The organism is Geodermatophilus marinus (assembly GCF_003428645.1).
Lineage (GTDB): Bacteria > Actinomycetota > Actinomycetes > Mycobacteriales > Geodermatophilaceae > Geodermatophilus.
In genome coordinates this window covers 26,630-40,025 of sequence record NZ_QVQH01000001.1, presented here as the reverse complement: position 1 = coordinate 40,025, position 13,396 = coordinate 26,630, and the positions used below count along the sequence as shown (strand labels likewise).

The 13,396-nt window shown below is 76.6% G+C and carries 11 protein-coding genes; 6 read left to right on the top strand and 5 right to left on the bottom strand.

The window, feature by feature from the left end:
* The first annotated feature begins 338 nt into the window (after window positions 1-338).
* Entirely contained in the window at window positions 339-1,547 is a 1,209-nt protein-coding gene (locus D0Z06_RS00195; protein ID WP_117375385.1) for an HNH endonuclease, read from the top strand.
* Between the two features lie 158 nt (window positions 1,548-1,705).
* The gene (locus D0Z06_RS00190; RefSeq protein WP_117375384.1) at window positions 1,706-2,551 is read left to right on the top strand and encodes a tyrosine-protein phosphatase; all 846 of its coding nucleotides are present in this window, start codon (window positions 1,706-1,708) and stop codon (window positions 2,549-2,551) included.
* Between the two features lie 43 nt (window positions 2,552-2,594).
* Here D0Z06_RS00190 and D0Z06_RS00185 read toward each other — a convergent pair whose 3' ends face one another.
* The 3 genes from D0Z06_RS00185 to D0Z06_RS00180 all read right to left on the bottom strand — a co-directional run bounded on the left by D0Z06_RS00185 (window position 2,595) and on the right by D0Z06_RS00180 (window position 6,836).
* Window positions 2,595-4,655 carry a sensor domain-containing diguanylate cyclase gene (locus tag D0Z06_RS00185; protein ID WP_117375383.1) on the bottom strand — a complete coding sequence of 687 codons (2,061 nt, stop codon included), beginning with the start codon at window positions 4,653-4,655 and terminating at the stop codon, window positions 2,595-2,597.
* Between the two features lie 189 nt (window positions 4,656-4,844).
* The gene (locus D0Z06_RS25595; RefSeq protein ID WP_199522037.1) at window positions 4,845-4,994 is read right to left on the bottom strand and encodes a hypothetical protein; all 150 of its coding nucleotides are present in this window, start codon (window positions 4,992-4,994) and stop codon (window positions 4,845-4,847) included.
* A 129-nt stretch (window positions 4,995-5,123) separates the two neighbouring features.
* On the bottom strand, window positions 5,124-6,836 hold the full coding sequence (locus D0Z06_RS00180; RefSeq protein ID WP_117375382.1) for a phosphoenolpyruvate--protein phosphotransferase: 1,713 nt from the start codon (window positions 6,834-6,836) through the stop codon (window positions 5,124-5,126).
* A 153-nt stretch (window positions 6,837-6,989) separates the two neighbouring features.
* Here D0Z06_RS00180 and D0Z06_RS00175 point away from each other — a divergent pair, with 153 nt between their 5' ends.
* From D0Z06_RS00175 to D0Z06_RS00160, 4 genes are all read left to right on the top strand, one after another.
* The gene (locus D0Z06_RS00175) at window positions 6,990-7,775 is read left to right on the top strand and encodes a DeoR/GlpR family DNA-binding transcription regulator (RefSeq protein WP_233517357.1); all 786 of its coding nucleotides are present in this window, start codon (window positions 6,990-6,992) and stop codon (window positions 7,773-7,775) included.
* Window positions 7,772-8,794 carry a 1-phosphofructokinase family hexose kinase gene (locus D0Z06_RS00170; RefSeq protein ID WP_117375380.1) on the top strand — a complete coding sequence of 341 codons (1,023 nt, stop codon included), beginning with the start codon at window positions 7,772-7,774 and terminating at the stop codon, window positions 8,792-8,794. Before D0Z06_RS00175 ends, D0Z06_RS00170 begins: the two co-directional genes overlap by 4 nt.
* 22 nt (window positions 8,795-8,816) lie before the next feature.
* Entirely contained in the window at window positions 8,817-11,018 is a 2,202-nt protein-coding gene (locus D0Z06_RS00165; RefSeq protein WP_117375379.1) for a PTS fructose transporter subunit IIABC, read from the top strand.
* 62 nt (window positions 11,019-11,080) lie between these two features.
* Complete coding sequence (locus tag D0Z06_RS00160; protein WP_117375378.1) at window positions 11,081-11,341, top strand: HPr family phosphocarrier protein; 261 nt, start codon at window positions 11,081-11,083, stop codon at window positions 11,339-11,341.
* 313 nt (window positions 11,342-11,654) lie between these two features.
* On the opposite strand, the gene D0Z06_RS00155 is transcribed toward D0Z06_RS00160, so the two are convergent.
* Together D0Z06_RS00155 and D0Z06_RS00150 are read right to left on the bottom strand one after the other, a co-directional pair.
* The gene (locus D0Z06_RS00155; RefSeq protein WP_117375377.1) at window positions 11,655-12,119 is read right to left on the bottom strand and encodes an SRPBCC family protein; all 465 of its coding nucleotides are present in this window, start codon (window positions 12,117-12,119) and stop codon (window positions 11,655-11,657) included.
* A 40-nt stretch (window positions 12,120-12,159) separates the two neighbouring features.
* Window positions 12,160-13,365, bottom strand: a complete 1,206-nt coding sequence (locus D0Z06_RS00150) for an AGE family epimerase/isomerase (protein ID WP_117375376.1) — start codon at window positions 13,363-13,365, stop codon at window positions 12,160-12,162.
* Window positions 13,366-13,396 lie beyond the last annotated feature (31 nt).

Below are 13,396 nucleotides of genomic sequence, written 5' to 3'. Positions count from 1 at the left end.
GGGCCGGCTGGGCGTCCCGGCAGGCCCGGGACGTGGGCTGGACCACACGGTAGGGAGCCGATCTCGTTCCGCACATGGCGGGTGATCACACATCGACACCTCGAGGGGTGGGGGCGCGCGCCACATCTCACCCGATCGGGGGTCGTGAGGCGCCGGAGCACGGGGAAGTCGGCGGTTCCGCGCCTCCCCCTGGACCGCCTGCACCGGCACCGCCCCGTCAAGCCACGCCCGCGATCTGTGGACTGCGTGCTGAGCTCGGGATTCGTGCAGCGGCGACCGTTGGCGGGCGGTAGTATTCGTACACACGTTCGAAGCGAAGGTCAGGAGGTGAGCGGCCGGTGGAACCGCTGTCGGTGGCGCTGGACGAGCTGGCCGGGGCCGGGCTGGCCTCGGCGTTCGGCCCGGAACTGCTCGACCGGCTCGGTGCGCTGCTGGTCGCCCAGCACCGGATCGCCGCCGAGGTCGCCCGCACCGTGCGCGCCTGCGAGCTGGCCGGCGCGGCGGAGGTCGACGGGCTGAGGACCATGCAGGCGTGGCTGCGCGGGCACGGGCGGATGAGCCACTCCGCCGCGGCGGGGCTGGTCCGCGCCGGGCGCGCGCTGGAGGCCCTGCCCGCCCTGGCGGAGGCGCACGCCGCCGGCGCGGTGTCCGCCGAGGCGGTGGCGACCATCGCGCCGGTGGCCGCCGAGAAGAACCTCGCCGACGCACAGGCCGCCGGCGTGGACCTCGGGGAGATCGACCGGCTGCTCACCGGCGTCGCCGCCGCCCGCCCGCACGCCGACCTCGTGCAGGCGGTGCGGCACTACCTCACCGGCCTGGACCCCGACGGCCCCGAACCCGACCCCACCGAGGGCCGCCGGCTGAGCATCGCCAAGCACGCCGACGGGTCGATCTCGGGCCGGTTCGACCTCGATGCCGCCGGCGGGGAGAAGCTGCAGGCCGCCCTGGAGAGCCTCCTGCAGGCCGGGCGGTGCGCCGGCGACGAGCGCACCCGCCCCCAGGCGCAGGCCGACGCCCTCGTCCAGCTCTGCGATCTCCAGCTCGCCGCCGGCACCCTGCCGGTGCTGCGCACGGTCAAGCCGCACGTGGCCGTGGTCCTCGGCGCCGCCGACCTGGTCGACCCCGCGGTCGGCCCCGGCGCCGCGGAGCTGGGGTTCGGCGCCACCGTCTCCGCCGCCCGGGCCCGCTGGCTGGCCTGCGACGGGGCGGTCACCCGCATCGTGATGGGCCCCGACGGGGCACCGCTGGACGTCGGGCGCACCCACCGGGTGGTGCCCCCGCACCTGCGCCGGGCGGTGGAGCGCCGCGACCGGGGCTGCGTGTTCACCGGCTGCGGTGCCCCGACCCACTGGTGCGACGTGCACCACCTACTCGAGTGGGCCCTCGGCGGCGAGACCAGCCTCGCCAACTCGGCGTTGCTGTGCGAGCGGCACCACACCAAGGTCCACCACGGCTTCCGGGTCGAACGCCGACCCGACGGCGCCTGGCGCACCTGGCGCCCCGACGGCACCGAGATCCGCATCCCCCAACCCCTGGCCGCCGCCTGACCACAACCGAGGGGCCGGACCCAGACCCGCAGCACCGCCAACCCGGCGCACCCACCCGTGCGCCGGGCACCCGGCGTGCCCAGCTGCCGGGTCGCCCGCAGTTGCGATGGCCACCGGGGCGACACGCCCACGCCACCGCCAGGTCGTACCGTCGGAGGGTGACCTCCCGCCCTCTCGACGACGTGCACACCGCCCGCTGGCTGCTCCTCGACGGGACCACCAACACCCGCGACCTCGGCGGCCTGCCCACCACCGACGGCGGGAGGACCCTCCCCGGCAGGGTGCTGCGCAGCGACAACCTGCAGACGCTCAGCGACACCGACGTCCGGCGCCTCGTCGACGAGATCGGCCTGCGGGAGGTCGTCGACCTGCGCACCACGGCGGAGGTGCTGCTCGAGGGGCGCGGCCCGCTGCGCGCCCACCCCGCCGTCACCCACCGGCACTTCAGCCTGCTGCCCGAGCGCGGGCACCACACCGACGTCTTCGCCGTCGAGGAGGCCGAGCTGCCGGAGCTGCCCGCGGACTGGGCGGAGTCGGTGCTGCCCCGCCAGGTCGCCGAGGACGACCAGGGCGAGCCCCCCGCGGTGCGCTCCTACCTCGGCTACCTGTCCCACCGGCCGGAGAACGTGCTCGGCGCCCTGCGGGTCATCGCCGCCCAGACCCGGGGCGCGGCCGTGGTGCACTGCGCGGCGGGGAAGGACCGCACCGGCGTGGTCGCCATGTTCACGCTGGCCTGCGCGGGGGTCCCGCACGAGGAGATCGTCGCCGACTACGCGCTGACGGCCGAGGTGATCCACGACCTCGTGGCCAAGCTGGCCGCCTCCCCGACCTACGCCGAGGACATGGAGCGCCGGGACGTCTCGGTGCACACGCCGCGCGCGGAGACGATGGACCGGCTGCTCACGCTGCTGGACGAGCGGCACGGCGGACCGCTGGGCTGGCTGTCCCGGCACGGCTTCGGGCCGGACGAGCAGGCCGCGCTCCGGGCCCGCCTGCGCGACTGAGGGCAGACCCCGCCGGGGCCGCTCGCGGATCTCGGCGGACGCGTCAGCCGTCGAACGCCTCCGGGCCCTGCCGGCCGACGTGCTTGTGCCGGTACATCGCCTCGTCGGCCCGGCGCAGCAGCGCCTCGCCGCTGCCCCACTCGCCGCTGTGCACGGCCACGCCGACGCTGGTGCCGACCGCCACCTCGACCCCGTCGAGCCGGAAGGTGTCCTCGAAGCACCCGAGCACCCGGGCCACCACCCGGTCGGCGTCCTCCGGGCGGGAGAGCTCGGGCAGCAGGACGGCGAACTCGTCGCCGCTGAGCCGCCCGACGCTGTCGCCCGGCCGGACCGCCGCGCGCAGCCGCGCCGCGACCTGCCGGAGCAGCTCGTCGCCGGCGGCGTGCCCGTGGGTGTCGTTGACCGCCTTGAACCGGTCGAGGTCGCAGAACAGGACGCCGACGTGCCCGTCCGGGCCGGTCGCGGCCAGCGCGCCGCCGAGCAGGTCGAGGAACAGCCCGCGGTTCGGCAGCCCGGTGAGGACGTCGTGGGTGGCCTGGTGGCGGACCGTCTCGAGCAGCCGGGCCCGCTGCAGGGCGGTGGCCGCCTGGTCACCGACGCCGCGCAGCCGGGCGAGGATGTCCCCGGCCAGGGACGCCGGGGCCCGGCCGGCGGGCCAGGAGGCCGTGGCCACCCCGAGGAAGGTGCGCCCGGCGGAGATCGGGACGGCGACCCCCTCGCTCACGCCCAGGACGTCGAGGAGGTCGCGCACCACGGGGCTCGAGGTGGTGCCGAGGAACCGGGGCTCGCGGTCGGTGATCATGCCGACCAGCTCCGGGACGTCCTCGGCGCGCAGCGAGGTGGCCAGCAGGTGCTCGCGCGCCCGAGGGGACAGCCCGACGGTCGCGGCCGTGTGCAGCGCCGCGCCGGCCGGGTCCCACAGCAGCATCGAGGCGCTGTCGCACCCGACGACCCGGGGCAGCGCGTCGGCCACCACCCGGCACACGGCCGCGGCGTCGGTGGCCCCGGCCAGCTCGTGGGCCAGCGCCAGCAGCCGGCCCGCCCGGTCGGCCTCGAGGCGGGCGGAGTCCCGCACCATCAGCAGGTCCAGCGCCGCGGCGGCGTGGCCGGCGTACGCCGCCAGCATCGCCGCCTCGTCCCCGAGGAGACCGACACCGGGGGCGTAGAGGGCGGCCAGCCGGCCGTGCCGACGTCGGGCCGAGGCCACGTCGACCGCCACGACGTCCGGCCCGAGGTCCTCACCGGCCAGCAGCCGCGCCGCCAGGCCGGGAACCGCGTCCTCCGGCAGCCCGGCGCTGTGCACGAGGGGGCGGCCGCCCGCGGGGTCGGCCACCGCGAGCAGGTGGGCCGGGGCGAGCACCGCCTCGGCCGCGCGGACCACGATCCGCTGCAGCACGGTGCCCAGGTCGTCGCTGGCGACGAGCTCGGTGGCCGCCGTCTGCAGGGTGCGCAGCTGCTCCCGGAGCGCCTGCAGCTCGGGATCGGCGGCACGCCGGTCGCGGCGGCGCGTGCCCAGGCGGAGACGGCGCGCCCACGTCAGGTGGTAGAGGCAGGCCGGGTGCCCGTCGGACTGGCACTCCTCGTGCACCACCTCGGCGGGGGGCAGCCCGAAGATGGTCGGCACCATCCCGACGAGCCCCTGCACGTAGAGGCAGTCCAGCCGCGAGTGGACGTAGCCCGGGTGCAGGGTGAACCGGATGGTCGCCGATGCGGCACCGGCGTCCAGGATCTCCATGGTGGACGTCGTCGAGAACTTGGCCACCGCCGGCGGCAGCCTGCGGAAGACCTGCCGGGGCGACCCCATCGCCCGCACCACCAGGACGAGCGCGGGGTTCATCCCGGAGCTCAGCGCCTCGCGGCCGACCCGGAACATCGTGTCCGGGTCGCCGAGCACCTCCGTGGCGGCGGCGAACAGCCGGATGCGGGTGTCGTAGCTCGTCCAGGACGACGGGTGCGACAGCTCCTCGGCCGTGTGCGTGCTCCCCGCCCGCCGGAGCACCTCCGCGACGGCGGCGTCGCCACCGTGCTGGCGGACGTACCCGAGCAGCAGACCGGTGGTCGCGCCCGAGGTCTCGCGCGGCTCGGCCGGCCGCGGGTCGCTCACCGTGCACCGCCGACGAGCGGGACGACCCGGTCCGATGTCTTCACGCCCGGTGGTTCGGCAGCGGGGTCCGGGGGGTTGAGCGGAGCACCCCCAAGGGGGGAGCACCACCGAGAGCGGTCCCGCCCCGGACGGCGCGCGACCCCGGTCTCCGGGGCGGGAGACCGGGGTCGCGCCGGGCGGGGTCCGCGCTCAGCGGAGGTCGAAGCCGCCGCGGTTGGCCATCGTCAACAGCTCGTCGCGCATGGCGGGGCTGCTGGTGCGCGCCAGGGCGCGGTCCAGCGCCCGGCGCGTGCGCGCCGCCTGCCGACGCTGCCGCCAGCGGGTGGTGACGCTGCTCATCTCGGGTCCTTCTCTCGTGCCGTCGGGGGACTGACACCCTGAATAAACCAGGGAGACGGCGGGATATTCCGAAGGAACGCAGGTGAGGTGCGCTACACGTCGACGGATGTTCACCCGGCGGGGTGGGGTTCAGTCGATCGCCAGGCTCCGCCGGACCGCCGCCCGCGCCCCGGCCGGGTCGTCGGCGGCCAGCGCCGCGTCGGCCGCCCGTCGGCAGTCGTCCGAGGTCACGGTGGCCAGCCGGGCGCCCACACCGGCCACGGACGAGGCCGCGCAGGACAGCGAGGTGACGCCGAGGCCGACCAGCACGCAGGCCAGCAGCGGGTCCGCGGCGGCCTCCCCGCACACCCCGACGGACTTGCCGGCCCCCCGACCTGCCTCCGCGGTGACCTGGACCAGGGCCAGCAGGGCCGGCTGCCAGGGGTCGGTGAGGTCGGCGAGGTCGGCGGAGAGCCGGTCGGCGGCCAGGGTGTACTGCGAGAGGTCGTTGGTGCCGATCGACAGGAAGTCGACGTGCCGCAGCAGCCGCTCGGCCTGCAGCGCCGCCGAGGGCACCTCGACCATGACGCCGGGGACCATCCCGCGGTCGCGCACCCGGTCGGCGAAGTCCCGGGCCTCGGCGACGGTGGCGACCATCGGTGCCATCACCCACGGCTGCGCACCCGCCCGCCGGGCACCCTCGGCGATCGCGTCCAGCTGCCGCTCCAGCAGCCCGGGGTCCCGGCGGGCGACCCGCAGGCCGCGCACGCCGAGGGCCGGGTTCTCCTCGTCCGGCATCGTCGCGAAGGCCAGCGGCTTGTCCGAGCCGGCGTCGAGGGTCCGGACGACGACGCGCTGCCCGGGGAACGCCTCGAACACCTCCGCGTAGCCCGCGGCCTGCTCCTCGACGGTGGGCTCCTCGGCGCGGCTGAGGAACGCCAGCTCGGTGCGCAGCAGCCCGACACCCTCCGCGTGCTTGGCCGCAGCGGCCCGCGCTCCGGCGCCGTCCTGCACGTTGGCCAGCACCTTGACCTCGAGCCCGTCCCCGGTCCGGCCGGGGCCGCGGTAGGACGCCAGCGCGGCTGCGGCGGCGCGGGCGGCCTCGACCCGGGCCTGCGCCTCGCCCGGCTCGGGGTCCACGGTCACCGTGCCCCGCTCCCCGTCGAGCAGGACGGTCGCACCCTCGGGCACGTCGTCGAGCCCGCCGACGGCCACCACGCAGGGCAGCCCGAGCTGGCGGGCGATGATCGCGGTGTGGCTGGTGGTGCCGCCGAGCCGGGTCGCCAGGCCGACGACGCGCTCGGGGTCGAGCCCGGCGGTGTCGGCCGGCGCCAGGTCGTCGGCCAGGAGCACCGACGGGGTCTGCGGCCGCGGGACGCCCGGCTCGCCCTGCCCGGTCAGCTGCGCGACGATCCGGTCCCGGACGTCCCGGACGTCGGTGACCCGCTCGGCCATGACGCCCCCGAGGGAGGTGAAGAGGTCGACGAACTGCTGGGCGGCCCCGACCGTGGCCACGGCGGCCGGGGCGCCGGCGTCGATCCGCTGCTCGACGGCCGAGAGCAGGCCGCGGTCGCGGGCCAGCCCCGCCGTCGCCGCCAGCACCTCCGCGCTCACCCCCGTCGCACCCGCGGCGCGCTCGGAGAGCCGGTCGGCCACGGCCGAGGCCGCGGCGGAGAAGCGCTCCTTCTCCGCGCCCCGGCCGTCCTCGGGGACGGTCGCCCCCTCGTCGGCCGGGAGGACCACGGTGCCGGAGGGGCGGACCACCGGCCCCAGGACGACGCCGGGGACGACGGGGGTGCCGGGGAGCACGACGGGGCCCGCCGGGGTGGGCGCGGGGCCGGTGGCAGGAGCGGTGGTGGACATGGGTACCTCGCCTGGGGTGCCGTCGGGACGGGGCGCTGGTCGCGAGGGACGCGACCGAGGATGCTCGTGACCAGCCTCACGCCTGGGTGTTGACTTGTCAACGTTTCGGACGTAGAACAACACCATCACAACCCGATTCCAACATGATCGGGCATGGAGAGGGGGCGGGCGGTGTACGCCGAGGAACGTCAGCAGGCGATCGCCGGGCTGGTGACCGACCGCGGACGGGTCGCCGTCACGGTCCTGGCCGACCAGTTCGGGGTCACCACCGAGACGGTGCGGCGGGACCTGGCCGTGCTGGAGCGCGCGGGGATGCTGCGCCGCGTGCACGGCGGGGCGGTGCCCGTCGGCGCCCTCTCCCTGGTGGAGACCGGGTACGGGGAGCGGCGCGGCACCCGGACGGAGCAGAAGGCGAAGATCGCCGCGGCTGCGCTCGACCTGCTGCCCGGCACCGACGGCAGCCTCGTCCTGGACGGGGGCAGCAGCACCGCGGCGCTGGCCGACGTCCTCCCCACCGACCGGCGGCTGTACGTCGTCACCAACTCGGTGCCGATCTCCGCCCGGCTCGCCGGCGCCCCGGGTGTCACCCTGCACGTGCTGGGCGGCCGGGTCCGCGGCATCACCCAGACCTCCGTCGGGGAGGCCACCAACAGCGCGCTGTCCACCCTCCGCGTGGACGTCTCCTTCCTCGGCACCAACGGGATCACCGCCGCGCACGGCTTCTCCACCCCGGACGAGGCCGAGGCCGCCACCAAGCGGGCCATGGTGCGGGCCGGCGCCCGGGTGGTCGTGCTCGCCGACAGCAGCAAGCTCGGCCGGGAGCACCTGGTGCGCTTCGCCGACGTCGAGGACGTCGACGTCCTGGTCACCGACGACGGCGCCGACCCCGGGGCGGTCGCCGCCCTGGAGGAGGCCGGTGTCGAGGTGGTCGTCGCGTGAGCACCCACCCCACGCGGCCGCCCGGTCCGCGCGTCGTCACCCTGACGGCCAACCCGAGCCTGGACCGCACGCTCGCGCTGCCCGGCCCGCTGGAGCGCGGCAGCGTCGCCCGGCTGGCGCCGAGCTCCACCGAGCCGGGCGGGAAGGGCGTCAACGTCGCCCGTGCCGTGGCCGCCGCGGGCGGGGACGTGCTGACCGTGCTGCCCGCGCCGGACGACGACCCGATCGTCGCCGCCCTGCACCGGCTCGGCCTCCCGCTGGCCACCGTGCCGGTGCCCACGCCGGTCCGCACCAACTACACCCTCGCCGAGCCCGACGGCACCACGACGAAGCTCAACGAGCCCGGCGCCCCGCTCGACGACGCGACCCGGTTGCTGCTCGCCGACGTCCTGCACCGGCACGCGGCCGGCGCCTCCTGGGTGGTCCTGTCCGGTTCCCTCCCGCCGGGCACCCCGACCGGCTGGTACGCCGAGCTGGTCCGCTCGCTGCGCGACACCGGTGCCCGGGTCGCGGTGGACACCTCCGAGGCCCCGCTGCTGGCGCTGCTGGCCGCCGGCCCCGCGAGCGCCCCCGATCTGCTCAAGCCCAACTCCGAGGAGCTGGCCCAGCTGGCCGGCGTCCCGGAGGAGGACCTGCTCGCCGACCGGTCGGCCGCGCTCGCCGCCGTCGCCACGCTGCACGCGCGCGGGGTCGGCGAGGTGCTGCTGACGCTCGGCGCCGACGGCGCGCTGCTGTCCCGGGCCGCGGGTGGGGTCTGGACCGCCACCCCGCCGCCGGTCACCGTCCGCAGCACCGTCGGCGCCGGCGACTGCAGCCTGGCCGGCTTCGTGCTCGCCGACCTGGCCGACGCCCCGCCCGCCCACCGGCTGGCCACCGCGGTGGCCTACGGCGCCGCCAGCGCCTCCCTCCCTGGTTCCGCCGTCCCGGCGCCGTCGCAGGTGGACGTCGCCGCCGTCCGGGTCACCGCCGACCCGGTCCCGCACCCCGCCCCGGTCCCGGCCGCCGGCCGGGACGTCTGACCCACCCGGACAGGACGCTCCCATGCCCCCGTTGATCACCCCGGACCTGGTCGCGCTCGACGCCGATCTCGGCGCCGACAAGACGCAGGTGGTCCGCTCGCTCGCCGCGCTGGTCGCCGGCGCCGGCCGGGCCACCACCGCCGACGCGCTCGCCGAGGACGCCCTCGCCCGCGAGGCGCAGGCCGCGACCGGCCTGCCCGGCGGGATCGCCATCCCGCACTGCCGTTCGGCCGCGGTGACCGAGGCCTCGCTGGCCTTCGCCCGGCTGTCGCCGAAGGTGGATTTCGGCGCACCCGACGGGCCGGCCGACCTGGCCTTCCTCATCGCCGCCCCGGCGCACGGCGACGCCGACCACCTCACCCTGCTCACCGCCCTGGCCCGGGCGCTGGTGCGGCCGGAGTTCGTGGAGTCGCTGCGCGCGGCCGGTTCGGCCGAGGAGGTCGTCCGCCTGGTGCAGGACGTCGTCTCCCCCGAGCCGGCGCCCGCGGCCGGCGCCACGACGGGCGCCACGAGCACCACGGCCTCGGGGGCCGCCACGGCCACCGACGGCGCGGCCACCGACGGCGCGGCCACCGCGGGCGCGGCCGCGCCGGCTGCCGCGGGGGGCGCGGGGGGCGCCGCCACCTCCACCGCCCGGCGGAGCATCGTGGCCGTCAGCGCCTGCCCGACCGGCATCGCGCACACCTACATGGCCGCCGACAAGCTGCGGGCCGCGGCCGACCAGGCCGGCGTCGACCTGCACGTGGAGACGCAGGGCTCGTCGGGCTCCACGCCGGTGGACCCGGCGGTCATCCGGTCCGCCGACGCGGTGATCTTCGCCGTGGACGTGGGCGTCAAGGACCGGGAGCGGTTCGCCGGCAAGCCCGTCGTCCAGTCCGGTACGAAGCGGGCCATCAACGAGCCGGACGCGATGATCCGGGAGGCGCTGGCCGCCGCCGACGACCCGCAGGCCCGCCGCGTCCCGGGCGCCGGCGCCGCCGGCGAGGCCCCGGCCGCCGCGGCCGCCGGCCGCCCGAGCACGGCGTCGGAGATCCGCCGCTGGCTGCTCACCGGCGTCAGCTACATGATCCCGTTCGTGGCCGCCGGGGGCCTGCTCATCGCGCTGGGGTTCCTGTTCGGCGGCTACCAGATCGTCCTCACCGACCCGGACTCGGCCGCCGGGCAGAGCTACGCCCTGAACTGGGCGCTCAACAACAGCTTCCTCGACCTGCCCACCGGGAACAGCACCGAGGAGCTGCGCTTCGGCCTGCTCGGCTACCTGGGCGCGATCTTCACCGTGCTCGGCCAGGCCGCCTTCGCCTTCCTGGTGCCGGCCCTGGCCGGCTACATCGCCTACGCGATCGCGGACCGCCCGGGCATCGCCCCCGGCTTCGTCATCGGCGCGGTGTCCGTCACCGTCGGCGCCGGGTTCATCGGCGGCCTGGTCGGCGGCATCCTCGCCGGCCTGGTGGCGCTGTGGATCAGCAGGTGGAAGCTGCCCGCCGGTGTCCGCGGGCTGCAGCCGGTGGTGATCATCCCGCTGCTGGCCACCCTGATCTCGAGCGGGCTCATGGTCGCGGTGCTCGGCCGCCCGCTGGCCGCCGCTCTGGAGGGCCTGGGCAACTGGCTCAACGGCCTGAGCGGGACCTCCGCCGTCCTGCTGGGGATCATCCTCGGTCTGATGATGTGCTTCGACCTCGGCGGCCCGGTGAACAAGGCGGCCTACCTGTTCGCCACCGCCGGCCTGGCCTCGCAGACCAGCGGCTCGCTGGTGATCATGGCGACCGTCATGGCGGCCGGCATGGTCCCGCCGCTGGCGATGGCGCTCTCCACGGCCATCCGGCCGCGCCTCTACACGCCGGCGGAGCGGGACAACGGCAAGGCGGCCTGGCTGCTCGGCGCCTCGTTCATCTCCGAGGGCGCCATCCCGTTCGCCGCGGCCGACCCGCTGCGGGTCATCCCGTCGATGATGCTCGGCGGGGCCACCACCGGCGCGATCGTCGCGGCGAGCGGCATCGAGCTGCGCGCCCCGCACGGCGGCGTCTTCGTGTTCTTCGCGATCAGCAACTTCCTGGTGTTCCTCCTGGCCATCGCCATCGGCACGGTCGTCGGGGCGCTGGCGGTCACCATCGCGAAGAGCTTCGGCCGCCCGAAGGCCGGCACCGTCCCCGAGGACGCCGTCGACCTGGCCCACGCCCACGTCGCCGGGCAGCCCGCCCCGGTCACCCAGCCGGCCCGGACCTGACCCGGCAGGCTGTGCCCAGCACCGCCCCCAGCACCGCCCCCAGCAGCGAGGAGAGGACCCCCATGCCCAGTCAGACCGTCACCGTCGGTTCCCGCGTCGGGCTGCACGCCCGGCCGGCCGCGCTCATCGCCGAGGCCGTCGGGAAGTCCGGCGTCCCGGTCACCCTGGCCACGCCGGGCGGCAACCCGGTCGACGCCGGGTCGCCCCTGATGATCATGACGCTCGGCGCCAAGCAGGGCACCGAGGTCGTGGTGAGCAGCGAGGACCCAGCGGTGCTCGACCGGATCGTGGGCATGGTCGCCCAGGACCTCGACGCCGAATAGCCCCCCCGGCACACGCGACGGCGCCCGCCTCCTCGGTCGAGGAGGCGGGCGCCGTCGTGCTGGAACGGCGCCCTCGCAGGGTCCCGCCCCGAGCGTGCGAGCGGTGGGGGGCGGGTGACGGACTGGAACGGCGCCCTCGCAGGGTCCCGCCCCGAGCGTGCGAGCGGTGGGGGGCGGGTGACGGACTGGAACGGCGCCCTTGCAGGGTCCCGCCCCGAGCGTGCGAGCGGTGGGGGGCGGGTGACGGACTGGAACGGCGCCCTTGCAGGGTCCCGCCCCGAGCGTGCGAGGGGTGGGGGGCAAGGGCGTCCTTCTACTGGTCGGGACGGGAGACGTCGCCCCGCCAGGCGCCGGTCTCGGTGCCCCGGCCCTCGATGAACTCCTTGAACCGCTTCGCGTCGGCCTTGACCTGGCGGTCGTCGAAGCCGAGCGCGGCACCGGCCTTCTCCACGACGCCGGTCGGCTCCCAGTCGATCTGGATCATCACGCGGGTCTTGTCGTCGGCCAGGCGGTGGAAGGTCACCACGCCGGCGTGCTTGGCGTCGCCGCCGGTGCTGGTCCAGGCGACCCGCTCCTCGGGGTGCTGCTCGGTGATCTCGGCGTCGAACTCGCGGGTGACCCCGTCGATCTTGGTGACCCAGTGGGTGTGCCTGTCGTCGAGCTGGGTGATCCGCTCGACCCCGCCCATGAACTGCGGGAAGGTCTCGAACTGCGTCCACTGGTCGTAGGCGACGCGGATGGGGACGTCGACGTCGACGGCTTCCTGCACGGTGGCCACGGGATGCTCCTCGTGTCTCGGGTTCACGGTCCCCGTCGGCCTACCCGACGCCCCCGCCCGGGACACCTGCCAGCGCCGCCGCCACGCTCCCGCGGACCGGCCTGCCCTCCTGCAGCAGCAGCGCCTGCACCAGGTGGTACACGTCGGGCTGCCCCGCCCACGTGCCGGTGGCCACCTCGCCGGACGGCGTCAGCTCGTGGTGCCACGACCCGGTCGAGGGGTCGGCGAAGCGCGCCTCCCCGTGGGCCCACCAGCGCGCCGCGAGTGCGCCCGCGCCCGCCTGGCCGGCGACGTCGGCGAGCACCGCCGCGGCCGCGACGGCCTCGCACACGACCCAGTGCATGCGCTGCCCCACGACCGGGCGGTCGTCCCAGTCCAGGGTGTACGGGAACCCCTCGTGCCCGTCGGCCGCCCAGCCGCGGGTCGCGGCGGCGTCGAACAGAGCGGCCGCGTCGTCGAGCAGCCAGCCGGGGGCGCCGTCGTCGAGGGCGGCGCGCAGGTGCAGGCACAGCCGCGCCCACTCGAACTGGTGGCCCACGGTGACGCCGTAGGGCCGGAACGGGTGCGCCGGCTCGGCCCGGTTGTACGCCGGCAGCGGCTCCCACCCGGCGGTGAAGTGCTCGGGCAGCCGCCAGTCCCGGTCGCGGGCGAAGCCGTGCACCACCCGCTCGGTGCTGCGCAGCGCCTGGGCGCGCAGCCGCCCGGCCCGCGGGTCGTCGCCCAGGGCGTCGGCCGCGGCGAGGGTGGCCTCGACGCCGTGCATGGTGGCGTTGGCCCCGCGGTAGTCGGCCAGGCGGGTGAAGGCGGCGTCCCACTCCTCGACCGGCAGGCCGGCGTCGTCGTCCCAGAAGCGGTCCTGCCACACCCCGAGCGCGGCGTCGAGCAGGTCCCGGCCGCCCTCGACCCCGGCGGCGGTGGCGGTCGCGCCGGCGAGGACGACGAACGCGTGCGGGTAGGCGCCCTTCGTGCCGTCGTCCTCCGCCGCCCGCCAGCCCCCGTGCCGGCCGTCGCGGAGCGGGCCACCGGTCAGCGCGGCGACCCCGTGACGGAGCGGTCCGTCGGCCGCGGACCGGCCGAGCAGCGCGGCCAGGCCGAGGACGTGCGTCATGCGTGCGGTGATCCACGTCTGCAGCGGCCGGTCCGGCAGGACGGCGCCGGTCGTGCCGAGGTACCCGAAGCCCCCCGGCACGGCCGCCCGCGCGGCCAGGTCGAAGAGCCGGTCCAGCTCGGTCGCGGGCCGTGTCATGCCGCCATCGTCGCGCCTGCTCCCGCGATCA